Genomic DNA, 25,036 nt, shown 5'->3' with positions numbered 1-25,036 from the left:
CGCCTTGCCCGCGCTACATCCCCAGATAAGCCTGCCGCACCTCGTCCGACGCCGCCAGTTCGGCCGCGTTGCCGGACAGCGCGACTCGTCCGCTCTGCATCACATAGGCGCGCGCCGCCACTTCCAGCGCCTGCGCCATGTTCTGCTCCACCAGCAGCACCGACAGGCCGTCGTCCCGGTTGAGCGCGGCCAGCGCGTCGAACACCTGCTCGACCAGCAGCGGCGACAAACCGAGACTGGGCTCATCGATCAGCAGCAGCCGTGGCCCGCTCATCAGGGCCCGGCCGATCGCCAGCATCTGCCGCTCTCCGCCGGACATGGTGCCCGCCAGTTGTTCCCGCCGCTCTTTCAGGCGCGGGAACAGCGCGTAGACCTTGTCAAGCCGTTCGCGATAGACGCGCTCGTCGCGCACCGTGTAGGCCCCCAGGCGCAGGTTCTGCTCGACCGGCTGACGCGCAAACACCCGCGCGCCCTCCGGAATCATGGCAATGCCCTGCTTGACCAACTGGTCCGGCGGCGTTCCCGTGATGTCGCGCCCTTCGAAGACGATCCGGCCTTCCTTGGGTTTGACCGAACCGATGATGGCCAGCAGGGTGCTGGACTTGCCGGCGCCGTTGGCGCCCAGCAGCGCCGCGATTTCGCCCGGGCGCACTTGCAGCGACAGGTCGCGCACGGCCTGCACGCCGCCATAGGCCACGCTCAGGTTGTCGACTTTCAACATCACGTCAGGCACGGTGCTTTCTCCCCAGATAGGCTTCGATCACGGCGGGATTGCGCACGATGTCCTGCGGCGCGCCTTCGGCGATCATCTGGCCGAAGTTCAGCACCAGCACCCGCTGCGCCAGCCGCATGACCACCTCCAGCACGTGCTCGACGATGATCAGCGTGACCCCGGCGGCGTGGATGCCGCGCAGGATCTCGGCCAGCGCGATGGCTTCGGCCGGATTCAGGCCGCCGGCCACTTCGTCCAACAGCAGCATGCGCGGCTCGGTCGCCAGCGCGCGCGCCAGCTCCACCCGCTTCTGCCCCGCCACGTTCAGTTCCGCCGCCAGCGTGTCGGCGCGGTCGGCCAACCCCACCAGTTCCAGCACCCGCGCCGAGGCGCGGCGCGCGTCGGGCAGGCGCGGATGGCGCAGCAGCGCGCCGACCATGGCGTTTTCCAGCACCGTCATCTGGCCGAAGCTGCGCGGGATCTGGTAGGTGCGCACCAGCCCCATCGCCGCGACCTGCTCCGGCCGCCGGCCGATCATGGATTCGCCGGCGAACGCCACCGTGCCGGAGGTCGGCTCGTGATGGCCGACCAGGCCGTTGAACAGCGTGCTCTTGCCGGCGCCGTTGGGGCCGATGATGGCGACGATCTCGCCCGCCTCGACCGACAGCGAGATGTCCTTGTTGGCGACCAGGCCGCCGAAGCGCTTGGTCAGGTTCTTAACGTCGAGCAGAGCCACGGCGCCTCCTCAATGTCACCAGACCGCCTGGCAGGAACAGGGTGACGAGCAGGATCGCCAACCCGAAAATCAGCAGATCCAGGCCCAGGCCCGAACTGCCCCACAGCACCCGCGTGCCTTCCGACAGCGGCAGCAGCACGGCCGCGCCCAGCCACGGACCGACCAGCGTGCCGACGCCGCCCAGGATGGCCACCAGCACCACCTGCACCGACATCGTCAGGCTGAACATCGATTCGGGATCGATGAAGCCCACGTACATGGCGAAAAAGCCGCCCCAGACACCGGTCATGCCGGCAGACAGCACGAACGCCAGCATCTTGTAGCGATCCGCCGGCACGCCCAGGCTGCGCGAGGCTGCTTCGTCGCCGTTGATGGCGCGCCAGTAGAAGCCGGTCTTGGAGTGCACCAGGAAGTACGTGGCGCAGAACGTGAGGAACGCCAGTCCCACCGCGATCCAGTAGTACGGCACCTTGCTGCGGAACAGCAGCATCCAGGCGGCGTCGCCGATCGGCGCTTCCAGCCCGACGGCGCCGCCGGCCCAGTCCCAGTTGATCATCAGCAGCAGCCCGATCTGCAGCAGCGCGATGGTGGCCATGGCGAAGTAATGGCCGGACAGGCGCAGCGTCGGCCCGCCCACCAGCCAGGCCAGCGCCGCGCTGATCAGGCCGCCCAGCGGGATGCCGAGCAGCGGCGTCAGCTTCAGGTGATGCAGCAGCAGCAAAGTGGTGTAGCCGCCCACGCCCACGAACACCGCGTGGCCGAAGGAAATGCGCCCGAGAAAGCCGCCCACCAGGTTCCAGCACGCGCCCAGCGCGCCGAACATGATGGCCAGCAGCAGCACCTGCAAGGTGAACGAGTCGGTCACCACCAGCGGCACCAGCGCCAGCAGCACCGCCACCGCCAGCGCCACGGCCACCGGCCATTTCGGCACGCCCGAGGCGGCGCCGTCCTTTTTCTGTGTCGTCGTCATGTCACCACCGCCCGAACAGGCCGCGCGGCCGATACCAGAGAACCAGGATGAAGAGGATGAAGACGCTGACCGTCTTCAGCGCCGGCGCCACGAAGTAGCCCGTCATTGCCTCGATGATGCCGATCAGGATGCCCGCGATGAAGGCGCCCGGCAGCGAGCCGAAGCCGCCCATGCAGACCGCCACGAAAGCCAGCAGGCCGAACACCGTGCCCACCGAGGGGAACACGTAGAAGAACGTGGTCAGCAGCGCGCCGGCCAGGCCGACGGCGGCGCTGCCCAGCATCCAGACCTGGGCGTTGACGCGGTCCGGCGAAATACCGACCAGCGCGGCCACCTGGCGGTCTTCGGCCACCGCCTGCAGCGCGTGGCCCCAGCGCGTGCGGTACACCAGCACGAACAGCGCGGCCACCACCACCAATGCCACCAGCCCGGTCACCACTTGCGGACGGCCCAGCGACATGCCGGCAACCGTGACGCTGCCGGACACCAGGGTATCGGGCAGGCTGCGATAGTCCGGGCTGAAGGCGATGAACGCCAGCTGGCGCAGCACCAGGCCCAGGCCGAAGGTGGCCAGGATCACCGCCATTGCGGGACCTTTCTGCAGGCGTTTGATGATCAGCGCATAAGTGAGGAAACCGACGAAGGCCAGCACGATGGCGACCAAGGGCGCCGACAGCGTGGGGTCGATATTACCCAGGGTATAGAGCCAATAGGCGGCATACATGCCGAGCATCAGGAATTCGCCATGGGCGAAATTGATGACGTCGGTGATGCCCCAGATCAGCGCCAGCCCCACCGCCACCGCGGCATAGATCAGGCCGTTGAACAGGCCTGCCGAGAGAGCTTCGAACATGGAGTGCTCCTGTGGCGGGCCCCCGCGGCCCGCCACGGCTGGTGATTACTTCCAGGAGAACGGCAGCGTGGGCAGCGTCTTGTCGGTGCGGTACTTTTCCGGCCATACCGTCTGGTAGGACGAACCCTTCAGTTCCAGGATCAGGCCGGACCCCTTGGTGTTCTGGCCCTTGTCGTCGAACTTCACGCCGGCCCAGGGCATGGCTACTTGCGCCTCGCCCAGGTCGGTGGCCGCCAGCGCCTTGCGGATCGCTTCCGGATCGGTGGAACCGGCGCGGTTGATGGCGTCGGCCAGCACCAGCACGCCCTGCATCGAACGGGCGTTGTTGCCGTTCAGGTCCTTGCCGGTCTTGGCCTTGTACATGTCGTTGATCTTCTTCAGGCCGGCCTTGGCGGCGGCGACGTCGTTGCCCCACACGTCGCGCGTCAGCACGCCCTGCACCTGCGGGCCCACTTCCTGCACGAAGCGCGAATCGATGAAGCCGGCGTCGTTGGCCAGCAGCACCGGCGGCGCGTACTTGCTTTCGCGCATAGTGCGCACGAACAGCATGGCGTCCGAGGTGTAGCTGGCGAAGATCGCCACGTCGGGCTTGGCGGCGGCCAGCTTCTGCACCTCGGCCGTCACCGAGGCCGAACCGGCGCTGTAGGCAATGTTGGCCACCACCTGGCGCTTGTACTGCTTGGCGAACTTCTCGACCGCCTTGTAGGTGTTGACGCCAAAGTCGGTGTTCTCGTACACCACCGCGATCTTGGCGGTGGGCGCGCCCTTCACGCCGTCCAGGAACTGCATCATGTTCTCGACGAAGGTGTCGTCGTTGGGCGAGGTGCGGAAGAACCACTTGTAGCCGCGCTCGGTCAGGTCCGGGCTGCTGGACTCGCCATTCAGGTAGGGAATGCCGCGCTGCTCGGCGATGCGGCTGGCGGTCTTGGTGACGGCCGACTGGTAGGCGCCGGTCAGGGCCACCACCTTTTCCTGGTCGATCAGGCGCTGCGCGTCGGCCAGGCCCACTTCCGGCTTGCCCTGCGAATCGCCGAACACCACTTCGATCTTGGCCCCGCCCAGCGCCGGCAGGCCGGCGCCCGCGGCCAGCGGGATCCCTTCGAGTTCGGGATGCGGGTTATTGACGATGTCCACGGCCAATTCCACCGCGGCCTTGATCTCGGCGCCGGTGGACGCCAGCGCGCCGGACAGGGGATAGATCGCGCCGATCTTCACGGTCTTGACCTGCGCCTGCGTCGGCGCGGCGGCCAACAGCGCCAGACTCGCGGCGACACCCGCAATGAGCTTCATCTTCATTACCTGACTCCTGGAAAAAATTCCACTGTGAAAGCAATGCAATCCACGGGGCGCGCGGCCCCGGGGCCCGGCGGATCCGGGCCTGCGGCGGCCCTGCCCCGCCGGCATGCCGGCAGGCGCTGGGCCTGAAACTTCTGTCGCCTTTTCCCCTTGTCCTTTCATGGATCTTTCTGGAGGCAAAACCAAAGCTGCGGGTACGCCATGACAGGCGCCATGAGGGCGCCATGAGGGTGCCATGAAGGCACCATGAGCACGTCATGGGGACGTCACAAGGACGCCCGGTACGGCTGATTCCTGATCGATGCGATTCCTGTTTCTAGCGGTTTTCCGCTGACGGTTGACTGAGAATGGCTGGTGGCGACTCCGATGGCGACTACAGGATCGCCATGCGGCTGTTGACGAGATCCGTGACCAGCATGTGGCCAGGCGCGTGCGTGATGCAGAAGTCGGGGCGCACCGCGGCCACCACCGACTGCGGTGTGACGCCGCAGGCCCAGAACACCGGCATTTCGCCCGGACGGATCTCCACGGGATCACCATAATCCGGCCGGTTGATGTCGGCAATCCCGATCAATGCCGGGTCACCCAGGTGCACCGGCGCGCCATGGACCGAGGGAAAACGCGAAGTCACCTGGATGGCGCGGATGGCGTCGGCGGCCTTCAGCGGCCGCATCGACACCACCAGCGGACCGCCGAACACGCCGGCGGCATGGGTCGGGATGCTGGTGCGGTACATCGGCACGTTGCAGCCCTGCTCGATGTGGCGCACCGGCAGGCCGTTGTCGAGCATTGCTTCCTCGAACGAGAACGAGCAGCCGATAAGGAACGACACCAGGTCGTCGCGCCACCAGTCGCGCACGTCGGTGGGTTCGGCCACCAGCTCGCCGTTCTGCCAGACGCGATAACGCGGGATGTCGCTGCGGATGTCGATATCGTGGCCCAGCTCGGGCAACGCCGGGTCGCCCGGCTCGGACATGGCCAGCAACGGGCATGGCTTGGGATTGCGCTGGCAGAAGTGCAGGAAATCGGCCGCCAGGGCGCGCGGCAGGATCGCCAGGTTGGCCTGCACATGGCCCGGGGCCAGGTTGGCGGTGGGGCCGGTCAGCTTGCCGCTGCGGGCATCGAGCCGCGCGCGGCGCGCCAGTTCCACGCTGCTGCGGACCGCCGAATCCAGTGCCATGTCAATTCCCCTTGCATCGATGTTGGTATGGGGACATTGCACAGGAACTCGGCCGCAGCGTCTAATCACATGTTGCGATAGACCCCGATCAGAATTCCTTATCAGGGTTTTGCCGGATGGCGCAGCGCTTCTTCGCGCGCAATCTGCTGCGCGGCCTCGGCCACGGTGCGGGGCACCTGGCTGTCCGGCCCCTGCATCCAGCAGGCGGTGTAGTGCAGCGGCGGCAGCGGCGGCGCCTTCACGTCGAGCAGCCGCAATTCGCCCTGCGCCAGCTCCTTATGCAGGATGACGGGCGCGATCACCGCCGTGCCGATGCCGTCCAGCGCCATTCGCACGATCACGCTCAGGGCCGAGCTGCCATACATGCGCGGCGCATCGACACCGGCCTGCTGCAGCACCTGCCGCACCGCGCGGTGCGGATCGGTGGTGGACGAATAGGTGATCACCGGCCATTGCCCCAGCCGCTTCAGGCTGATGGGCTGGCGCCCCACCTTGAGCTTGGGGCTGGCGACCCAGCTGAGCGGGTAATTGCACAGGTACAGGTTTTCGATGCGCGGCTCTTCCATCGGCCCCAGCAGGAACGCCAGGTCGATCTGGCGCGACGCCAGCTGGGTCTTGAGCATGGTGGTGGTGTCGACCTGGATCTCGACCATCAGCGCCGGATAGGCATCATGCAGGTACTCCATCAGCGTCGGCAGCCAGGTGTGGACGATGGTCTCGGACACGCCCAGCCGCAGGGTGCCGCTCATCACGCTCTTGGCGCGCGCCGCCTCCTGCATGTCGCGCCGCAGCTGCAGCATGCGCTCGGCATGTGACAGCAGTTCGCGGCCCTTGCCGGTCAGCTTGATGCCGCGCATGTCGCGGTCGAACAGGCGGATGCCCAGGTCGGACTCGAGCGACGCGATGCGCTGGGAAATCGCCGGTTGGGTGGCGTTGAGTTTTTCGGCCGCGGCGCGAAAGCCGCCCAGCGTAGCCACCCAGAAAAACGTCTCGATATTGCGCAGATCTATCATGGCGCCCGAATCCTGCCCCGTTGCGCGGCCTGTCCCGTCGCCATGTTAGCGTCGGAAGGACAATGCCGATATGGCGGAAAACACCGCCCTGCCCGCCCGCGCCGTGGGACGGCGGGAAAGCGTGGGCCGCGACGCAACGCGGCCCCGGCGCCGGTTCAAGCGGCGAGCAATTCCTCGACCGCCAGGCCGATCGCCAGCACGCGGCGGTCGGCGCCATTGCTGGCGGCGATCATCAGGCCGACCGGCCCGGTGCCCGGGGCATGGCACGGCAGCGACAGCGCGCAGCCATCCAGGAAATTGATCAGGGTGGGATTGCGCAGGATCAGGCCGTTGGCGGCGTAATAGGCTTCGTCCGAGGCTTGCAGATCCGCCACCGCCGGCGCCACGATCGGCGTCGTCGGCAGGATCAGGGCGTCGTAGCTGGCGATGCGGCGGTCGACCGCGGCCACCCAGGCTTCGCGCGCATCCAGCAGGTCCAGATAGTCGGCGGCGCTCATGTCCTTGCCGCGCAGGATGCGCGACACCACGCGCGGATCGTAGCGCTTGCCGGCGCGCGCGATCAGGTCGCGGTGCCAGGCCCAGGCCTCGGCGGCCGTGAAGCCGCCCTTGGCATTGATGTTGGCCAGTTCGGCGAATTCCGGAATGGCGATCTCGTCGACCAGGGCGCCGGCTTCCTTCAGGCGCGCCACGGCGCGGGCGAAGGTGTCGGACACGTGCTTGTCCATGCCGTCCAGCGCCAGCGTCCTGGGCACCGCCAGGCGCAGGCCGCGCAGCGGCAGCGCCTCGGGCACCGGGCCGCCCTCGCCCGACAGGATCGCGTCCAGTTCGGCGCAGCAGCGCACGCTGGCGGCGATCGGGCCGATGGAGTCCAGGTTGGCCGACAGCGGCAGCACGCCTTCCATCGAGACGCGCCAGGCGCTGGGCTTGAAGCCGGTCAGGCCGCACAGCGCGGCGGGAATGCGCACCGAGCCGCCGGTGTCCGAGCCGATGGCGGCCACGGCCATGCCGTCGGCCACCGACACCGCCGCGCCGGAGGACGAGCCGCCGGGAATGCGGCCGGTGGCGCGATCCCAGGGATTCAGCGGCGTGCCGTAATGGGGATTGATGCCCAGGCCCGAATAGGCGAATTCGGTCATGTTGGTACGGCCGATGATGACCGCGCCGGCGGCGATCAGGCGCTGCACCACTTCGGCGTTGGCGTCGGCGGCGGGTTCGCCTTCGCGCGCCACCGAGCCGGCCATGGTGGTCTCGCCCTCGACGTCGAACAGGTCCTTGATGCTGATCGGCAGGCCTTCGATGGCCGAGCGCACGATGCCGGCGGCGCGCAGTGTGTCCGAGGCGCGCGCCTGCGCCAGGGCCGATTCAGCGTACAGCCGGGTGAAGGCGCGGGCGCCCTCGCCGTCCGGATCGCCGGCACGGGCCAGCGCGGCTTCCGTCAGTTCAACGGAGGTGCTGCGACCGTCGTTCAGGGCGGCGGTCAGGTCGTTCAAGGTCGGATACATACGATTCCAGGTGCCGCGTGACGGCATGAAAGTGTTGGACCGGCGCGCCCCGCCGGGGCGCGTCATGACAAATCAGGACGCCGGCCAGGCATCAGGCCACCACCGGCAGGACCTCGACATGATAACGGTGGCGCAGGCTGCGTTGGCGGCGCGGATCGTACAGCTCCATGGCGAATTCGGCCGACGGGCGGATGCCGCCGATGGCGCCGACGGTGCCGCAGGTCATGCCGGCGCCTTCCGGCAGCGTCGCGGCCCCGCCGGTGTAGCCGGCGATCAGGTCCTGCGGCGTGCGCAGCGAGGCCAGCGGGCCTTCCTGGTACAGCACCTCGGCGCCGTTCTCGACGATGTACGAACGGATCACCAGCTCGTCCCAGTAGTCGGCCACGTCGGCCAGGCGCCAGGCCGTGGTCGCCACCGGCTTGACGCAGACCTGCTTGGACATGGCCACGCTGACCGTCTCCAGCTTGCGGTCGGTGTGGTCCGAGGCAATGCTTACGTACATTTCGCCGCCGGCCGCGAACACGAAGGTCTCGACCTCGCCGGAGGAATCGGCGCCCACCGCCTGCACCTGTTCGGCCTGGGTCAGCTGGTTGTCGGCGATGCGGTAGTACAGCGGCACGCTGGTGGGACGCGGCACGCCGATGGCGGCCAGTTCCTCGATATGGTGCTCGATGGCGGCCATGTCGCGGCCGGCCCAGCCCGCCACGATGAGGGTGTTGAAATCCACCTCGACCTGGCGGGGGGAATCGGCTTCGATCTGGAATACGGCTTTCATGAAAAGTCCTGCGGAGAAAACGGGGAAAATGGGCGTGGCTCCCGGAGGCCACGCCCGCAACGGTTATGGGCCCGGCGCGCTAGCCGAACACCCGCGGCAGCCACAAGGCCAGGTCGGGCCACCACGCCAGCAGCGCCAGCATCACGAACATGGCCGCCACGAACGGCAGGCTGCCGGTGATCACGGCGCCCATCGAGCCGCTCTTGCGCAGGCTCTGCACCACGAACAGGTTCAGTCCGACCGGCGGCGTGATCAGCGCGGCCTCGACCAGGATGATGATGATGATGCCCAGCCAGATCGGGTCGTAGCCCAGCGCGATCATGATGGGCGCGACGATCGGGATGGTCGTGATCATCATCGACAGGGTCTCCATGAAGCAGCCCAGTACCAGGTAGAACACGATCACGATCAGCAGCATCCAGCCCGGCGACAGGCCCAGCCCGGTGATGGACTGCGTCAGCGCGTCGGTCAGGCCGGTGGCCGACATGACGAAGTTCAGGAAGCTGGCGGCCACCACGATCAGCATGATCATGGCGGTCGAGCGCATGGTGCCTTCCATGGCTTCGCGCAGCATGGTCCAGGTCAGGCGGCGGAACCAGGCGGCCAGGATCAGCGCGCCCAGCACGCCCAGCGCGGCGGCCTCGGTCGGCGTGGCCAGGCCGGCGTAGATCGAACCCACCACCAGCAGGAAGATGCCCATCGGCGGCGCCAGGTGCACCAGGCTGGCGAAACGCTGGCCCCAGGTGGCCTGGATCTTCTTGCCGCCCCAGGACGGCTTGGCCACGCAGGCGATCATCACCGTCAGCATGAACAACGCCGCCATGGCGAAGCCCGGAATGATGCCGGCCAGGTACAGCTTGGGCACGGACGAATTGGTCAGCACGCCGTAGATGACCAGGTTGATCGACGGCGGGATCAGGATGCCGAGTGTGCCGCCGGCGGCCAGGCTGCCCAGGAACAGCGGCTCGTTGTAGCCGTACTTGCGGATCTGCGGAATCGCCACCGTGCCCACGGTCGCGGCGGTGGCGACGCTGGAGCCGGAGGTGGCCGAGAACAGCGTCGAGGCGCCGATGTTGGCGTGCATCAGGCCGCCCGGCAGCCACGACAGCCACAGGCTCATGGCGCCGTACATGCGTTCGGCGAAGCCGGCCCGCAGCAACACCTCGCCCAGCATGATGAACAGCGGAATGGCGACCAGCAGGAATTCGTTGTTGGTGCTCCAGGAGATCTCGCCGATCGCGCGCGACAGCGGCAGCATCGAGAACATCGGGTCCAGGATCAGGCCCAGCACCCCCAGGGCCGCGCCCACGGGGATCGACAGGCCGATCAGGACCAGCAGCAGAGTCAGGGCGGTGGCGATCATGCGGCGGCTCCCTTGACCATGCGTTCGCCGGCGGCGGCTTCCTCATCGGCCTCTTCCTGCGCGGAACGCACGCCGCAGATTTCCTTGACCAGTTCGATGTCGCCGGTCACCAGGGCGGCCGAGGCGCGCGCCAGCATCAGGGCGACGGTAATGCACATCCAGGCCAGGCCCAGCAGCCACAGGCCCTGCGGAATCCACAGCGGCGTGGCCAGCGGCGTGTTGGCGGCGGACTTCTGCGCCCACGACATCTGCACCACTTCATAGGCGTAATAGGTCAGGAACACCATGAAGACCGCCAGCGCCACCATGGAAACCCAGTCGAGCACGGCCGACAGGCGCACCGGCAGCTTCTGGTACAGCACGTCCACCCGCACGTTGGCGCGCTGCAGCGTGGCGAAGGCCAGCGCCCAGGAGGTGCTGATGGCGAAGGCGTAGCTGGACAGTTCGTCGGCGCCGCCGGTGGTAAAGCCGAGGAACTTGCGGGCCAGCACGTCGAAGGAAATGAGCAGCACGCTGGCGATGGTCAGCGCGCCGCCCGCCCATACCGCGACGCGCGAGAAGGTCTCGGCGCGCCGCAGCAACCCGCCCAGCAGGCGGAAATGTTCGGATCGGGTCATGGCGACAGCCTTACTTGCTGGCGGTCACGCCCAGCGTCTTGCCGACGGTGGCGTTGAAGTCCTTGACGCACTGCGCCGAGCAACGCGCGGCCCACTTGGGCAGCACGGCTTCCTGCGTCACCTTCTTGAGCAGTTCGCGGTCGGCGTCCGAAGGCTGCACCAGCACCATCTTGCCCTTGACCGGGAACGGGCACGCCGCCGCGCCGGTGTTGCAGTCATAGCCTTCCTGGGTCTGGCGCGCCGCGGCGTCCCAGATGTTGTCGACCAGCGTCTTGACGTTGGCCTGCAGGAAGGTGCGCACGTTGGGGTCGAGCTTGTCCCAGGCCTTCTGGTTGACGGCGTGGATCTGCTGGTTCCAGTTGATCGGCAGCGCCACCAGGTGGGTCGACACTTCGTACCACTTGGCCGAATAGCCCGACAGCGAGCCGGTGATGGCGCAATCGACCACCTTGTTCTGCAGCGCCGGCACCACTTCGCCGAACGCCATGGTGACGCTGGAGCCGCCCAGCGCTTCCACGAATTCGGCGGTGGTGCGGCTGCTGGTGCGGACCTTCTTGCCCTTGATGTCGGCCAGGCCCTTGATCTCGGCGTTGCAGAACAGCACCTGCGCCGGATAGGTGGAGATGCCCAGCAGCTTGACGTTGCTGCCCTCGCCGTACAGGCGCGCGTAGACCGGCTCGAAGGCGTTGGTCACCTCGCGCGCCGTCTTCACGTCCGGCGCCAGGCCGGCCAGATCGATGGCTTCGTTGATCGGGTTGTCGCTGGCGAAGTACGACAGCGTGGCGGTGCCGAACTCGACCACGCCGGTCGACATCAGGCGCAGCAGTTCCGGGCCCTTCAGGCCCATTTCGTTGAAGCCCTTGATGTCCGCGGTGATCTGGCCCTTGGACGCTTCCGGAATGGTCTTGGTCCAGAACGGCTTTTCGTAATCGTTGTAGGCGGTCAGGTTGGACAGGCCGCCGACCACCTTGAGGTGGGTCTTGGGCAGGTCTTGCGCCTGGGCGGCGCCGGCCAACAGGCTGGCGGCGACGGCGGCGAGAGCGAGCGACTTCTTCATGGACGAAACTCCTGGCTGGCGGGATGGTCTGGCGCGCGCGGGTCCCCGTTACCTTGAGCGCGCGGGTAGAAATCGGAACGTCAGAGGAGCAAAGGTTTTCCCCCGGGCCTGTCTTTCCAGGCGATCTTCTTGATGTGCCGCCATTGCAGCGTCAGGGGCGCCGAGCGTCCAATCGTATGTTGCGATGTGGGGGTATAAATATTTCTTGGGTCTCGCCGGCCGGCCGCCCGGCGCCGGGCGCAGAGCCAGCAACCATGCGGCCTGGCGCGGGATCGCGGGGTCGGACGCAGGCGCGCCGCGAGCGCTTCGCATGACCACCCGCGCGCCTGGCGCTGGGGAAAACACCTAGGCGCGCGCGCCGCGGCGGATCATGATGCGCGCCGTTGCCGGCGCGGCCCGGGGGGCCGCGCGCGGCTTCCTTTCGCGCGAACAGGCGCTAGGACGACGCCACGCCGTCGCCCGCCTGCGCGGCCACTTTCTGCGCCATCTGCGCGATCAGGCGCGCCGCATGGCTGTCCGGCCCCTGCACCCAGGTGGCCGTGAAGCTCAACTCAGGCAGCGGATCGGCGTCCACTTGCAGGATGCGCAGTTCGCCTCGCGCCAGTTCCTTGCCCAGGAACACCGGGGCGATCACGCTCGTGCCGATGCAGTCCTGCGTCATCCGCACCACCATCGACATCGAGGCGCTGCCGTACATGCGCGGCGACACCACGCCGGCGCGCGTCAGCATGTCGCGCACCACGCGGTATGGCGCGCTGTTGGACGGATAGGTGACGATCGGCAGGCGGCCGATGCGTTCCAGCGTCAAGGGCTCGGGGCCCAGTTCCAGCAGCGGACTGGCGACCCAGGCCAGCGGATAGGTGCACAGCGGCAGGTTCTCGACCCGCGCCTCCAGCACCGGGCCCATCAGGAAGGCCAGGTCGATCTGGCGCGACATCAGGTGCGAGCGCAGCACGTGCGTGGTGTCCACCTCGATCTCCAGCACCAGCGCCGGATACGCGGCGTGCACCAGCTCGATCAGCGTCGGCAGCCAGGTCTGCACGATGGTTTCGGCCACGCCGATGCGCACCGTGCCCGTCATCACGTTCTGCTCGCGCGCGGCCTCGAACATGTCGCGCCGCACCTGCAGCATGCGTTCGGCGTGCGACAGCAGTTCGTGGCCCTTGGCGGTCAGCTTGACGCCGCGGGCGTCGCGCTCGAACAGCCGCACGCCCAGATCGGCCTCGAGCGAGGCGATGCGTTGCGATACCGCCGGCTGCGTGGTGTTGAGCTTGTCGGACGCGGCGCGGAAGCTGCCCAGCGTGGCGACCCAAAAGAATGTTTCTATGTTGCGTAGTTCGATCATGAACCTTTCCCCCTGCCGCGATGAGCGTATCATGTCAGCCGCCCCGTGGCCCCCGCCCGGGATTGATCGCGCACAAGGAGTCCGTCCATGTCCCCGGCCGATACCGGTCGCCCGCGCCTCGGCGCGCCCGCCGCCAGCGGCCCGCTCGTCGGGATCCTGCTGCTGGTGCTGTCGATGTGGACGCTGTCGTGCCTGGACGCCAGTGGCAAGTGGGTCATGAACGCCGGGGTGCCGCTGCTGGTGCTGTCGTGGTTCCGCTACGCGGTGCACCTGGTGCTGGTGCTGGCGCTGGTGCTGCCCACGCGCGGAACCGGCATCCTGCGCAGCAAAAAGCCCCGCGAACAGATCCTGCGCGGCGGCTCGATGTTCCTGGCCACGCTGATGTTCTTCACCACGCTCAGCTACATTCCCCAGGCCGAGGCCACCGCCATCAATTTCCTGGCGCCCTTGCTGGTGCTGTCGCTGGCGCCGTGGATCCTGAAGGAGCCGGCGCGCATGTCGCGCTTTGTCGCGGCGGGCATCGCCTTCGTCGGCGTCATCATCGTCATCCGCCCGGGCGGCGGCCTGCATCCGGTCGGCACCATTTTCGGCCTGCTGACGGCCTGTTGCTTCGCGGCCCAGTTCATCGCCACGCGCCGCGTCGCGGGCGACGATCCGTTCACCTCGCTGATCTGGAGCGGCGCCGTCGGCACCGGCTGCCTGACGCTGGCCCTGCCCTTCATCCTGCCCCCGGCGCTGCCGGTGCTGCAGGCGCTGACGCCGCTGGACTGGACCCTGCTGATCTCCACCGGCGTCACGGGCGGCCTGGGCCACCTGTTCCAGATCGCGGCCTACCGCCGCGCGCCGGCCTCGACCCTGGCGCCCTTCATCTACCTGCAGATCATCAGCGCCACCACGGTCGGCTGGCTGGTGTGGGACCACTTCCCGGATCCCCTGACCTGGCTCGGCATCGCCATCATCTGCGCCAGCGGCATCGGCATCGGGCTGGTGGAATGGCGGCGCGGCCGCGCGTTGGCCGCGGCCGCCGCCAACGCGCGCTGAGCGCGGCGATCGGGGCCCGCGGAATGCCCGGGCGCCCTCGCCCGGCGCGCCGCCCCGCTCCCGTACAATCCGGAGCGGTCCCGCCTCTGGCGCGGGACACCGTCCCGGCATTCCCAGAACGAGGTCTTCATGATCATCAAACCCCGCGTGCGCGGCTTCATCTGCGTGACCACCCATCCCGTCGGCTGCGAGGCCAACGTCAAGAACCAGATCGACTACGTCCGCGCCCAGGGCCCGATCAGCGGGGGCCCCAAGCGCGTGCTGGTGATCGGCGCCTCCACCGGCTACGGGCTGGCCGCCCGCATCAGCGCCGCCTTCGGCTGTGGCGCCCAGACCCTGGGCGTGTTCTTCGAACGCCCTGGTGAAGCGTCCAAGGCCGGCACGCCGGGCTGGTACAACAGCGCCGCCTTCGACAAGTTCGCCAGCGCCGCGGGCCTGTACGCCAGGAGCATCAACGGCGACGCCTTCTCCGACGCCATCAAGGCCCAGACCATCGCCGCCATCAAGCAGGACCTGGGCCAGGTCGACCAGGTCATCTACAGCCTGGCCGCGCCGCGCCGCACCCATCCGGTGAGCGGCAAGGTGTTCAACTCGACCCTCAAGCCGGTCGGCCAGGCGGTCACGCTGCGCGGCCTGGATACCGACAAGGAAGTCATCAAGGAATCGGTGCTGGAACCGGCCACCCAGGAAGAGATCGACGCCACGGTGGCGGTCATGGGCGGCGAGGACTGGCAGATGTGGATCGACGCCCTGCTTGAGGCCGGCGTGCTGGCCGAGGGCGCCACCACCACCGCCTTCACCTACCTGGGCGAGAAGATCACCCATGACATTTACTGGAACGGCTCGATCGGCGCGGCCAAGAAGGATCTGGACCAGAAGGTGCTGGACATCCGCGCCAAGCTGGCCGCGCGCGGCGGCGACGCCCGCGTCTCGGTGCTGAAGGCGGTCGTGACCCAGGCCAGTTCGGCCATTCCGATGATGCCGCTGTACCTGTCGCTGCTGTTCAAGGTCATGAAGCAACAGGGCACGCACGAGGGCTGTATCGAGCAGGTGTACGGGTTGTACCGCGACAGCCTGTGCGGCGCGGCGCCGATCCTGGACGCCGAAGGCCGCCTGCGCGCGGACGGCAAGGAGCTGGACCCTGCGGTGCAGGCGCAAGTGCAGGCGCTGTGGCCTCAGGTGACCGAGTCCAATCTGTATGAACTGACCGATTTCGCCGGCTACAAGCGCGATTTCCTGCGCCTGTTCGGGTTCGAGATCGATGGGGTCGATTACAACGCCGATGTCGACCCGGATGTGAAGATCCCCGGACTGATCACCGCCTGAGGCGGGTTCGGGTCCACCGAGGGCCGCGTTCGCGCCGCCGGGGGCGGCCCGTCAGCGCCGCGCCTATGCCTTGCCGGCGCTGAACAGGCGCAGCAACTGGTCCAGCCCGCCCTGGTCGATCGCCACCTTGGCCTCGCGCCGCACCGCCGGCTTGGCGTGATACGCCACCGACAGCCCGGCGGTGCGCAGCATCGGCAGGTCGTTGGCGCCGTCGCCCACCGCGATGGCGCGCTCCGGTCCGACGCCCAGCGTCGTGCACACCTCCAGCAACTTGCGGCGCTTTTCCTCGCCGTCGCACAAGTCGCCCCAGGCTTGCGGCAGCAGCCGCCCAGTCAGGCGGCCATCGACGATCTCCAGCACGTTGGCGCGCACGTCGTCCAGCCCCAGGCGCAGCCGCAGCCGATCGGTGAAGCAGGTGAAGCCGCCCGTCACCAGCAGACAGAACAGGCCGGCGGCCTTGCAGGCCGCGATCAGCGTTTCCACGCCCGGATTGAGCGCCAGGCGGTGTTCATACACCTCGTCCAGCGCCGCCGCCGGCATGCCGGCCAACAGCGCCACGCGCTGCCGCAGGCTCTGCTTGTAGTCGACGATCTCGCCGCGCATGGCCGCTTCCGTCAGCGCGGCCACCTCCGCTTTTTTTCCCATCAGGTCGGCCATCTCGTCCAGGGTCTCGATGGCGATCAGCGTCGAATCCATGTCGAAGGCGATGACCTTGTAGTCCGATAGCGCCAGCGGCGGCTGGATGCCGCGCCAGTGCAGGCCGGCATCGCTCTGGAAATCTTGCATGGGCATTCCTTATCTATTGGTCAGGTAGCGGATGGCCGGCCTCGCGGCCCAGCCAGTCGATGAAATGGCGCGCCGCGGCCGCCGCTGGCGCATCCGGGCGGAACAGCGCATGGACGCCGGCGTTGGGCAGGCGCGGCTGCAGGAACAGCGGCCGCAGCCGGTCGGCGCGCAGGTCGTCCTGCAGCAGGCACCACGGCGCCAGGGCGATGCCCAGGTCATTCATGGCGGCCTGCATGCACAGGAATTGATGGTCGAAGACCGGGCCGGGCAGCTGCGCCGGCACATCCACCCTGGCCAGCGCGAACCAGCGCGGCCAGTGGTCCATGCCGCCGGCCACCTTCAGCAAGGGGTGCCCCAGGCAATCCGCCGGCGCGGCCAGCCGGTTGCGCTCGATGAAGCGCGGCGACGCCACCGGCACGTGGAAGTCGTCCAGGCAGTGCACGCAGCTCATCTCCGCGTGCGCCACAAAACCGTGGCGGATGAACACGTCGCTGCCGCCCTCGTCGCCGCGGTCCAGGAAGGAACGCCCCTGTGTGGTGAGCTGCACATCGATACCGGGATGCAGCGCCTGGAACGCCGACAGGCGCGGAATCAGCCATTTCATCGTCAGCGACGGCGTGGCACTGACGCGCAGCACCCCGCCATGGCCCGGCGAGCGCAGCTTGGCGGTGGCCGCGGCGATACGCTCCAGGCTGGCCTGGACCTCGGGAAAATATGCCTGCGCGCACGGCAGCAGCGTGACGCCGCGCGCCTCGCGCGCGAACAGCGGCTGGCCGATGTAATCCTCCAGGATGCGGATCTGCTGGCTGACCGCGCTGTGCGTGATGCTCAGTTCGTCGGCCGCCGCGGTGAAACTGCGCAGGCGCGCCGCGGCCTCGAACACCCGCAAGGCTTTCAGCGGCGGCAGGCTCGGGCCCGCCATCTCAGGCGATACCCGCCCGTGCGCCTGGCCGGCGCAAGGCTTTGCTGCGATTTCCCACGATTTCCCTTGTCGTCTGTTTTATTCGGCGCCGCTCGCGGCCGCACCGTTGCTATGAGCGGCATTCTAGGGGATTGCGGCGCCGCCGACCTCTTAGAAAAACTAACGCCAGCCCTTAAAAAACACCGCTGGTCGCCATGGCCCGGCATTCCTATGATGCGCTCAATCCCAGGCAGGAACCCTTCATGGCATCGATCACCGTAGACGGCATCATCAAGACATTCGGCGGCCAGCAGGTGCTGCGCGACCTGTCGCTGCACATTCCCGACGGCGCGTTCTACACGCTGCTGGGCCCCAGCGGCTGCGGCAAGACCACCCTGCTGCGCTGCATCGCCGGCTTCTACGCGCCCGACGGCGGCCGCCTGCTGTTCGACCAGGACGACGTCACGCACGTGTCGGCGCACCGCCGCGACATCGGCATGGTGTTCCAGGACTACGCACTGTTTCCCGACAAGACCGCCTTCGACAACGTCGCCTACGGCCTGCGGGCCCGTGGCGTGGCGCGGGCCGAGATCAAGCGGCGCGTCGACGAGGCGCTCGACAAGGTCGGGCTGGCGGCCCTGGCCGACCGCTACCCGGCGCAGATGAGCGGCGGCCAGCGCCAGCGCGTGGCCCTGGCGCGCGCCCTGGTGATCCGGCCGCGCGTGTTGCTGATGGACGAGCCGCTGTCGAACCTGGATGCCAAGATGCGCCTGCAGATGCGTGACGTCATTCTCGACCTGGTGCGCGAGGCCGGCATCACCACCGTGTTCGTCACCCATGACCAGGAAGAAGCCCTGGCCATGTCCGACCGCATCGCCATCATGGACCACGGCCGCATCGCCCAACTGGGCACGCCCGAGGAACTGTACGGCACGCCGGTCAACGCCTATGTGGCCGACTTCATCGGTTCGGCCAACGTGATCCCGGTGCCGGCGCGCGGCGGGCTGCCCGGCGCGCCTGCCGGCCACGTGCGCTACGAGCTGTGCGGCCTGGGTTTCGACGGCACGCTCGGCAGCGACACGCTGGCCGAACGCGCGGTGCTGATCGCCCGCCCCGAGGAACTGGCCCTGATGGCGCCGGCGCCCTACGTGCCCAACACGCTGCCCGGCAAGGTGCTGCGGCGCCAATACCTGGGCTTCAAGACCGCCTATCGCATCGCGCTGCAGGACGGCTCGGAGATCCGCGTGGAGCTGCACGCGGGCAACATGGTGGCGCAGTTCCAGCCCGGCGAGGCCGTGCAGGTGCTGATTCCCGCCGACAGCCGCGTCGTCAACGCCTGAGGACCGCCACACCATGAAAATCAAATGGTGGCCCTGGGGCATCCTGACGGCAATCAGCCTGGCGCTGCTGCTGTTCTTCGTGCTGTATCCGCTGGCGGTGTTGTTCAGCAACAGCGTCACCGGCCAGGACGGCGGCTTCTCGCTGGAAGGTTTCCGCGCGCTGCTGGCCGACTCGCAATACCTGGAGGCCTTCGGCAACACGCTGGTGCTGGGGCTGGTGGTGACCACCTGCACCATCCTGGTGGGCGTGCCGTTCGCCTACATGGTGGCGCGCTACGACTTCCCGCTCAAGAACCTGGTGGCGATCCTGCCGGTGCTGACCATCGTCATTCCCGAGATCATCGTCGGCCAGTCGTGGCTGCTGGTGCTCGGCAACAACGGCATCCTGACCAATCTGCTGGGCGACGCGGGCATCTCGCTGCCGTCGTTCTACGGCTGGACCGGCATGGTGTTCTCGATGACGCTGGTCTACTACACCTACATCTACCTGGGCGTGCTGGCCGCGCTGCGCGGCTTCGACGGGCAGCTCGAGGAAGCCGGCCTGAGCCTGGGCACGCCGCCGCTCATGACGCAGCTGCGAGTGCTGGTACCGGTGCTGCTGCCGGCGGTGCTGGTGAACGCGCTGGTGGTGTTCACGCTGGTGGTGGGCAACTTCGCGCTGGCGATGCTGCTGGGCAGCCGCGTGCCGCTGCTGTCGGTGATGACCTACAACACCTTCGTCAGCGAAATGGGCGGCAGCCCGACACTGCAGAGCGCCATGTCGGTGGTGTCGATCGCCATCGTCGCCATCGTGCTGTTCGTGCAGAAGCGCGTGGTCGAGCGCAAGGTCTACACCATGACCCAGGGCCGCGCGCCGGCGGCGCGGCGGGTGCGTTCGTGGCAGGCCATCCTGTACACGGGCGGCGTCGGCCTGGTGATCCTGCTGTCGCTGCTGCCGCTGATCGTGGTGTTCATCGCCGCCTTCACCAAGACCAGCGGGCCGGTGATGCACTGGGGCTCGTGGTCGCTGGCCAGCATGCAGCGCGCGCTGCACGGCGCGCCCGAGCCGATCCTGAACTCGCTCAAGTTCGCCTCGCTGGCCACCGTCACGGGCGTGGCCTTCGCGGTGCTGGTGAGCTACCTGACCATCAAGAAACGCAGCGCCTTCACCCAGGTGCTGGACTACATCGTGGTGCTGCCGCTGACCATCTCCGGCACGGTGCTGGGCATCGCGCTGGTGCAGACCTTCAACACCGGCTGGCTGGTGCTGGCCGGCACCTCCGGCATCATGGTGCTGTGCTACGCGGTGCGGCGCCTGCCGTTCGCGGTGCGCAACGCCTCGTCGGTGCTGTTCAACATACCCGACTCGATCGAGGAAGCCTCGATCAGCCTGGGCGTATCGCCGCTGATGACCTTCTTCAAGGTGATCCTGCCGGCCATGAAGGCCTCGATCATCTCGGCCGCCATCCTGATGTGGCTGACCACGATTTCCGAGCTGTCGGCCTCGATCGTGGCCTACAGCGGCGGCCTCGAAACCATGCCGATCGCCATCTTCCGCCAGGTCGACGGCGGCCGCCTGGGCATGGCCTCGGCCTATGGCGCGGCGCTGGTCACGGTGATCGTGCTGCCCATCATCGTGTCGGTCAAGGCGTTCCGCATCAAGCTGTTCTCCGGCAAATAACCCGCATCCACAAAGGCTAACCATGCACCTCAAACACCTCCTGCAAACCGGCCTGCTGGCCGCCACCCTGGCCGCGGGCGCCGCGCAGGCGCAGAACGTGGTCCTGTACTCGTCCAACAACACCGAGACCATCGAAACCGCGCTCGACGCCGTCAAGAAGCGGTCGCCCAAGCTGAACGTGCAGCCGGTCACCGGCGGCACCGGCACCATGATGAAGCGCATCGAGGCCGAGGCCCAGAACCCGCGCGGCGACCTGTTCTGGAGCGGCGGCTTCGGCACGCTGGGCGCCTACCGCCAGCACCTGCAACCGTACCGTCCGGCCGACATCGACAAGATCCCGGCCGAGTTCCGCGGCCCGGACGATCTGTGGGTCGGCACCAACGTGCACATCATGGTGCTGATGGTCAACGAGCGCCAGTTGAAGGGCCTGGCGGCGCCGGCCACCTGGTCGGACCTGATGCAGCCGCAATGGAAGGGCAAGTTCGCCATCACCGATCCGTCCAAGAGCGGCACCGCCTACATGCTGGTCTACGGCCTGTACAAGCAGTTCGGCCAGGAAGGCCTGGACAAGATCGCCGCCAACGCCGTGGTCACGGCCTCGTCGGGCACCACCTACAAGGGCGTGGCGGCCGGCGAATACGCGGTCGGCATGACGCTGGAATACGCCGCCCAGGAATACGTGGCCGGCGGCCAGAAGGAAATCAAGCTGGTCTACCCGACCGAAGGCAGCTACCTGGCGCCCGAAGGCATGTTCATCATCAAGGGCGCCAAGAACCTGGACGCCGCCAAGGCGCTGTACGACGGCCTGCTCAGCAAGGAGGCGCAGGAAGCGCAACTGGTGAAGAACTTCCGCCGCCCGACCCGCAGCGACATCGCGGTGGCCCGCCTGACCACCCTGCCCGACTTCAACAGCATCAAGATCTTCCCGGTGAGCCAGGACGCCGCCGCCAAGGAATACGAGGCCGTCGTCAGCGCCTGGAACCAGGCCGTGGCCAAGGCCAAGTAAGGCTCGCACCAAAGGCCAAGCAAAAACGCCACCCGAAGGTGGCGTTTTCGTTTCAGGCTGGTATCGCCGGCGCGGGCCGCAGGGGCTGGTCGCATCCCGCCTACGCCGCCATGCGCCCCGCCGCCAGCACCACCTGCCGGCCGCAACGCGCCGCCAGTTGGGGATCGTGCGTCACCAGCACCAGCGTGGTGCCGTGCTCGCGGTGCAGGTCGAACATCAGGTCGATGACGGTGACGCCGGTGGCGGCGTCCAGGCTGCCCGTGGGTTCATCGGCGAACAGCAGGTCGGGCCGCACCACGAACGCGCGCGCCAGCGATACACGCTGCTGCTCGCCGCCAGACAGGGTGCGCGGATAGTGATGCAGGCGCGCGCCCAGGCCGACGCGCTCGAGCATGGCCTGGGCCGCCTCGCGCGCCGGCTGGCCCGCCAGTTCCAGCGGCAGCATGACGTTTTCCAGCGCGGTCAGGTTCGGCAGCAGCTGGAACGACTGGAACACGAACCCCACGTGATTGGCCCGCAGGCGCGCGCGGCCGTCCTCGTCCAGGGCGAACAGGTCCTGCCCGGCCAGCCGCACGCTGCCGCTGCTGGGAACATCCAGCCCGGCCAGCAGTCCCAGCAAGGTGGACTTACCCGACCCGGAGCTGCCGGTGATGGCCACGGCGCTGCCCGACGCCACCGTAAAATCGATGTCTTCCAGGATAGACAGCGTCCCGCCGGCATCGGCCACCCGCTTGCCCAGCCCTTTCACCTCGATCGAATTCTTGCTATCCATGCGCCTGATTCCCCTGATTCGCCGTTCACTACTGATATCCACGCTCGCCACGGCCACGCTGATGGCGCCCGCCCACGCTCAGACCGCCACCGCGGCCCAGGGTTCCGCGCAGCGCACCGTGCTGGTGGTGGGCGACAGCCTGGCCGCCGAATACGGCATCAAGCGCGGCACCGGCTGGGTGCCGCTGCTGTCCGCGCGGCTTTCCGAACAATACCCGAAGTACAAGGTGGTCAACGCCAGCATCAGCGGCGACACCACCAGCGGCGGCGTCGCCCGCTTGCCGGCCCTGCTGCGCCAGCACGAGCCGGCGGTGGTGGTGCTGGAACTGGGTTCGAACGACGCCCTGCGCGGGCTGCCGCTGAACATGACCGAACAGAACCTGCGCACCATGGCGCAGGCGGCGCGCAAGGCCGAGGCCAAGGTGGTCATCGTCGGCATGCAGATCCCGCCCAACTATGGCCGTGACTACACCCAGCGCTTTTCGCAGGTATTCCCGACCGTCGCCAAAGACGAAAACGCCCGGCTCGTGCCCTTCCTGATGGAAGGTATCGCAACGGACCGGGCGATGTTCCAGGCCGATGGCATCCATCCCAACGAGGATGCCCAGGCCAGGTTGCTGGACAATGTGTGGCCGGTGCTGCGGCCCTTGCTGCAATGATGCAATGACGCGGGCCTGGGCGGCCCGCGCGCGACGCGGCAGGCCGGTCAGCCCGCCGCCTGCTGCGAGGCGTCGCCGCCGCGGATGGCCTCGGCGGCCGCCGGCAGCACCTGCACCTTGTATTCCTCGCGCAGCATGCGCACCAGCGCTTCGTTCTCGGCCTGGCCCCAGGCGCCCGCCAATTGCTGCGCCAGGCGTTCCTTGTCGGCGGCCTCGACCGTGCCGGCCTCGACCTTCTCCAGGCGCACCAGCGTGTAATCGGCGCCCGACTGCACGCCGGTGTAGGCCGGCAACTTGGTGGCCGGCAGACGCATCACGGCGTCCAGCACCGAGCGCGGCAGGTTCTTCGGATCCTGGCGCGACACCACCAGCGGACCGCCGAAGCCTTCCGGCGCGGCGGCCGGGTTGGCCTGGTCAGCCGCCAGCGCGGCCTCGCCGGCCTTCTTGGCGGCTTCGGCCGAACGCTCGTCCAGCAGCTTGGCGCGAATCGAATCGCTGACCTTGTCCAGCGGCGGCACATGGGCCGGCTGCACCGCGGCCACGCGCACCGCCAGCATGGTGTCGGGCGACAGCTCGATCACGCCGGAATTCTGCTTTTCACGCAGCACGTCGGGCGAGAACAGCACCTGGCGCACGCGCGGGTTGTCCAGCAGCGCGGCGTCCGGGCTGTCCACGGCGGAACCGGGGCCGGCCTGGTCGGCGGGCAACAGGCCTTCGCGCGTCACGCCCGAAGCGGTGCGCAGCTTCAGGCCCACCGCGTCGGCGGCCGGTTGCAGGCTGTCGCGCTGGTCGTAGACCTGCTTGTTCAGCTGGCTGGCCATCTCCGAAAAACGCACGGCGGCCAGTTGCTTGCGCACTTCGGCGGTGATCTGGTCCTTCACCTCGGCCAGCGGCTTGATCGCGGCCGGCTGGATCTCGGTGACCTTGACCACGTGGAAGCCTGACGGGCTTTCGACCACGCCGGACACCTGGTCCTTGGACTGGCTGAAGATCGCCTTTTCCAGCGGGCCGGACAGCATGCCCGGCGCCAGCCAGCCCAGGTCGCCGCCATTGGCGGCCGAACCGGCGTCCTGCGAATTCTTGCGGGCCAGCTCGGCGAACTGCGCCGGATTGGCGGCGGCCTGCGTAGCCAGGGCCTCGGCCTTGGCGCGGGCGGCCTTGCGCGCATCTTCCGAAGCGCCCGCGGGCACTTCGATCATGATGTGGCTGGCGCGGCGGCGCTCGGGCTGGCCGAAGCGGTTCTTGTTCTGTTCGTAATACGAAGCCAGATCTTCGTCCTTGACCTGAACGCCCTCGGTGGCGGCGGCCTCGTTCAGCACCAGGTACTGCACCTGGACCTGCTCAGGAACCTGCAACTGCTGCTTGTTGGCGTCGTACCAGGCCTGGATGTCGGCCGGGGTGACGTTCACTTGCGAGCGGAAGTCGGCGGCGGCGAAGCGGCGCAGTTGCACGGTGCGCTGTTGCGTCAGGGCGGTTTCGAGCGAAGCCACCACCTCCGCCGGCGCGCGGGCCGACTGGCCGACCGGTTCCAGCACGCGGGCCACGGCCAGGTCACGGCGCAGGCCGGCCTCGAACGAGGTCGGCGACATGCCCTGGGCCGCCAGCACCTGGCGATAGCGCTCGGGCGAGAAGCGGCCGTTGTCCTGCACTTCCGGAATCGCGGCAATGGTGTTGCGCAGCGTTTCATCGGACACCGAGAAGCGGTTGTCCACGGCCACGTTCGCCAGCAGGCGCTGGTTGATCAGCTGGTTCAGCAGCGCTTCGCGCAGCTGCGGCGTGTCGATCACGGCCGGGTCGAACTGCGCGCCCAGGCGCTGGCGATACTGTTCCAGCTGGTTGCGGTGCGCCTGGTCGAACTCCGCGCGGGAAATCGGCTGGCCGGCGACCGTCGCCAATTCCGGCTCCTTGCGCATGAAGCTCTCATAGCCCTGGATCCCGACGAGGAAGAAGGACGGCACAATCAGAAGCAGCAGGATGAACTGCATCCAGCGCCGGTGGCTGCGAATAAATTCGAACATGGAATCCCTGTTGCCGCACTCGGGAGGAGACTTCCGCCCGGGCCGCACGAAAACGCATAAAAAAAGGCGAATCTCATTCGCCCTATTCCCATACCGGTCAAACCGGGTC

The 25,036-nt window shown here is 67.9% G+C and carries 23 protein-coding genes; 6 read left to right on the top strand and 17 right to left on the bottom strand.

Going from position 1 to position 25,036, the window contains the following annotated elements:
* Positions 1-13 precede the first annotated feature (13 nt).
* The 13 genes from AC6CR5_RS04185 to AC6CR5_RS04125 all read right to left on the bottom strand — a co-directional run bounded on the left by AC6CR5_RS04185 (position 14) and on the right by AC6CR5_RS04125 (position 13,419).
* The gene (locus AC6CR5_RS04185; protein WP_047992676.1) at positions 14-721 is read right to left on the bottom strand and encodes an ABC transporter ATP-binding protein; all 708 of its coding nucleotides are present in this window, start codon (positions 719-721) and stop codon (positions 14-16) included.
* Between the two features lie 4 nt (positions 722-725).
* On the bottom strand, positions 726-1,448 hold the full coding sequence (locus tag AC6CR5_RS04180; protein WP_020927499.1) for an ABC transporter ATP-binding protein: 723 nt from the start codon (positions 1,446-1,448) through the stop codon (positions 726-728).
* The gene (locus AC6CR5_RS04175) at positions 1,429-2,418 is read right to left on the bottom strand and encodes a branched-chain amino acid ABC transporter permease (RefSeq protein WP_498085274.1); all 990 of its coding nucleotides are present in this window, start codon (positions 2,416-2,418) and stop codon (positions 1,429-1,431) included. Before AC6CR5_RS04175 ends, AC6CR5_RS04180 begins: the two co-directional genes overlap by 20 nt.
* A gap of 1 nt (position 2,419) precedes the next feature.
* Positions 2,420-3,271 (bottom strand): branched-chain amino acid ABC transporter permease, encoded by an 852-nt coding sequence (locus tag AC6CR5_RS04170; RefSeq protein WP_498085273.1) that lies wholly within the window; start codon positions 3,269-3,271, stop codon positions 2,420-2,422.
* 45 nt (positions 3,272-3,316) lie between these two features.
* Positions 3,317-4,567, bottom strand: coding sequence for an ABC transporter substrate-binding protein (locus tag AC6CR5_RS04165; RefSeq protein ID WP_054438417.1), 1,251 nt, complete (start codon positions 4,565-4,567; stop codon positions 3,317-3,319).
* 373 nt (positions 4,568-4,940) lie between these two features.
* Positions 4,941-5,747 carry a putative hydro-lyase gene (locus tag AC6CR5_RS04160; RefSeq protein ID WP_035200161.1) on the bottom strand — a complete coding sequence of 269 codons (807 nt, stop codon included), beginning with the start codon at positions 5,745-5,747 and terminating at the stop codon, positions 4,941-4,943.
* A gap of 101 nt (positions 5,748-5,848) precedes the next feature.
* Positions 5,849-6,760 (bottom strand): LysR family transcriptional regulator, encoded by a 912-nt coding sequence (locus tag AC6CR5_RS04155; RefSeq protein WP_169537434.1) that lies wholly within the window; start codon positions 6,758-6,760, stop codon positions 5,849-5,851.
* A 155-nt stretch (positions 6,761-6,915) separates the two neighbouring features.
* Positions 6,916-8,262 carry an amidase gene (locus tag AC6CR5_RS04150; protein WP_251200465.1) on the bottom strand — a complete coding sequence of 449 codons (1,347 nt, stop codon included), beginning with the start codon at positions 8,260-8,262 and terminating at the stop codon, positions 6,916-6,918.
* Between the two features lie 91 nt (positions 8,263-8,353).
* Complete coding sequence (locus AC6CR5_RS04145) at positions 8,354-9,037, bottom strand: DUF2848 domain-containing protein (RefSeq protein ID WP_316314153.1); 684 nt, start codon at positions 9,035-9,037, stop codon at positions 8,354-8,356.
* A gap of 79 nt (positions 9,038-9,116) precedes the next feature.
* A complete protein-coding gene (locus tag AC6CR5_RS04140; RefSeq protein ID WP_054444919.1) occupies positions 9,117-10,400 on the bottom strand; it encodes a TRAP transporter large permease in 1,284 nt (427 codons plus the stop codon).
* The gene (locus AC6CR5_RS04135) at positions 10,397-11,017 is read right to left on the bottom strand and encodes a TRAP transporter small permease subunit (RefSeq protein ID WP_238874960.1); all 621 of its coding nucleotides are present in this window, start codon (positions 11,015-11,017) and stop codon (positions 10,397-10,399) included. The genes AC6CR5_RS04140 and AC6CR5_RS04135 overlap by 4 nt, the downstream gene beginning before the upstream one ends.
* Positions 11,018-11,027: 10 nt before the next feature.
* Positions 11,028-12,074, bottom strand: a complete 1,047-nt coding sequence (locus AC6CR5_RS04130) for a TRAP transporter substrate-binding protein (protein ID WP_054444920.1) — start codon at positions 12,072-12,074, stop codon at positions 11,028-11,030.
* A gap of 436 nt (positions 12,075-12,510) precedes the next feature.
* On the bottom strand, positions 12,511-13,419 hold the full coding sequence (locus AC6CR5_RS04125; protein WP_026383550.1) for a LysR family transcriptional regulator: 909 nt from the start codon (positions 13,417-13,419) through the stop codon (positions 12,511-12,513).
* Positions 13,420-13,506: 87 nt separating this feature from the next.
* Between AC6CR5_RS04125 and AC6CR5_RS04120 the strand changes: the two genes are divergently transcribed.
* The gene (locus AC6CR5_RS04120) at positions 13,507-14,460 is read left to right on the top strand and encodes a DMT family transporter (protein WP_238919606.1); all 954 of its coding nucleotides are present in this window, start codon (positions 13,507-13,509) and stop codon (positions 14,458-14,460) included.
* A gap of 129 nt (positions 14,461-14,589) precedes the next feature.
* Positions 14,590-15,786 carry an enoyl-ACP reductase FabV gene (gene fabV, locus AC6CR5_RS04115; RefSeq protein ID WP_047992684.1) on the top strand — a complete coding sequence of 399 codons (1,197 nt, stop codon included), beginning with the start codon at positions 14,590-14,592 and terminating at the stop codon, positions 15,784-15,786.
* Between the two features lie 63 nt (positions 15,787-15,849).
* Here the strand turns inward: fabV and serB are convergent, their stop codons facing one another.
* Together serB and AC6CR5_RS04105 are read right to left on the bottom strand one after the other, a co-directional pair.
* Positions 15,850-16,572, bottom strand: coding sequence for a phosphoserine phosphatase SerB (gene serB / locus AC6CR5_RS04110; RefSeq protein WP_026383552.1), 723 nt, complete (start codon positions 16,570-16,572; stop codon positions 15,850-15,852).
* 13 nt (positions 16,573-16,585) lie between these two features.
* Positions 16,586-17,494 carry a LysR substrate-binding domain-containing protein gene (locus AC6CR5_RS04105; protein WP_026383553.1) on the bottom strand — a complete coding sequence of 303 codons (909 nt, stop codon included), beginning with the start codon at positions 17,492-17,494 and terminating at the stop codon, positions 16,586-16,588.
* Between the two features lie 242 nt (positions 17,495-17,736).
* Between AC6CR5_RS04105 and AC6CR5_RS04100 the strand changes: the two genes are divergently transcribed.
* From AC6CR5_RS04100 to AC6CR5_RS04090, 3 genes are read left to right on the top strand one after another with little or no spacing between them, the layout of a single operon-like run.
* Complete coding sequence (locus AC6CR5_RS04100) at positions 17,737-18,813, top strand: ABC transporter ATP-binding protein (protein ID WP_047992797.1); 1,077 nt, start codon at positions 17,737-17,739, stop codon at positions 18,811-18,813.
* A 13-nt stretch (positions 18,814-18,826) separates the two neighbouring features.
* Positions 18,827-20,473, top strand: a complete 1,647-nt coding sequence (locus AC6CR5_RS04095; RefSeq protein WP_026383555.1) for an ABC transporter permease — start codon at positions 18,827-18,829, stop codon at positions 20,471-20,473.
* Between the two features lie 22 nt (positions 20,474-20,495).
* Positions 20,496-21,479, top strand: coding sequence for an ABC transporter substrate-binding protein (locus AC6CR5_RS04090; RefSeq protein ID WP_498085272.1), 984 nt, complete (start codon positions 20,496-20,498; stop codon positions 21,477-21,479).
* A gap of 100 nt (positions 21,480-21,579) precedes the next feature.
* On the opposite strand, the gene AC6CR5_RS04085 is transcribed toward AC6CR5_RS04090, so the two are convergent.
* The gene (locus AC6CR5_RS04085) at positions 21,580-22,251 is read right to left on the bottom strand and encodes an ABC transporter ATP-binding protein (RefSeq protein WP_006388175.1); all 672 of its coding nucleotides are present in this window, start codon (positions 22,249-22,251) and stop codon (positions 21,580-21,582) included.
* On the opposite strand from AC6CR5_RS04085, the gene AC6CR5_RS04080 reads away from it, so the two are divergent.
* The gene (locus tag AC6CR5_RS04080; RefSeq protein WP_026383557.1) at positions 22,250-22,909 is read left to right on the top strand and encodes an arylesterase; all 660 of its coding nucleotides are present in this window, start codon (positions 22,250-22,252) and stop codon (positions 22,907-22,909) included. The two genes, AC6CR5_RS04085 and AC6CR5_RS04080, sit on opposite strands and share 2 nt — an antisense overlap.
* A gap of 47 nt (positions 22,910-22,956) precedes the next feature.
* Here AC6CR5_RS04080 and AC6CR5_RS04075 read toward each other — a convergent pair whose 3' ends face one another.
* Positions 22,957-24,927 carry a SurA N-terminal domain-containing protein gene (locus tag AC6CR5_RS04075; RefSeq protein ID WP_047992686.1) on the bottom strand — a complete coding sequence of 657 codons (1,971 nt, stop codon included), beginning with the start codon at positions 24,925-24,927 and terminating at the stop codon, positions 22,957-22,959.
* Positions 24,928-25,036: the final 109 nt, after the last annotated feature.

It is taken from the genome of Achromobacter sp. EG18 (genome assembly GCF_059759395.1).
Note: the sequence above shows the minus strand (reverse complement) of the source record. Positions and strands in the feature narration are given on the sequence as shown.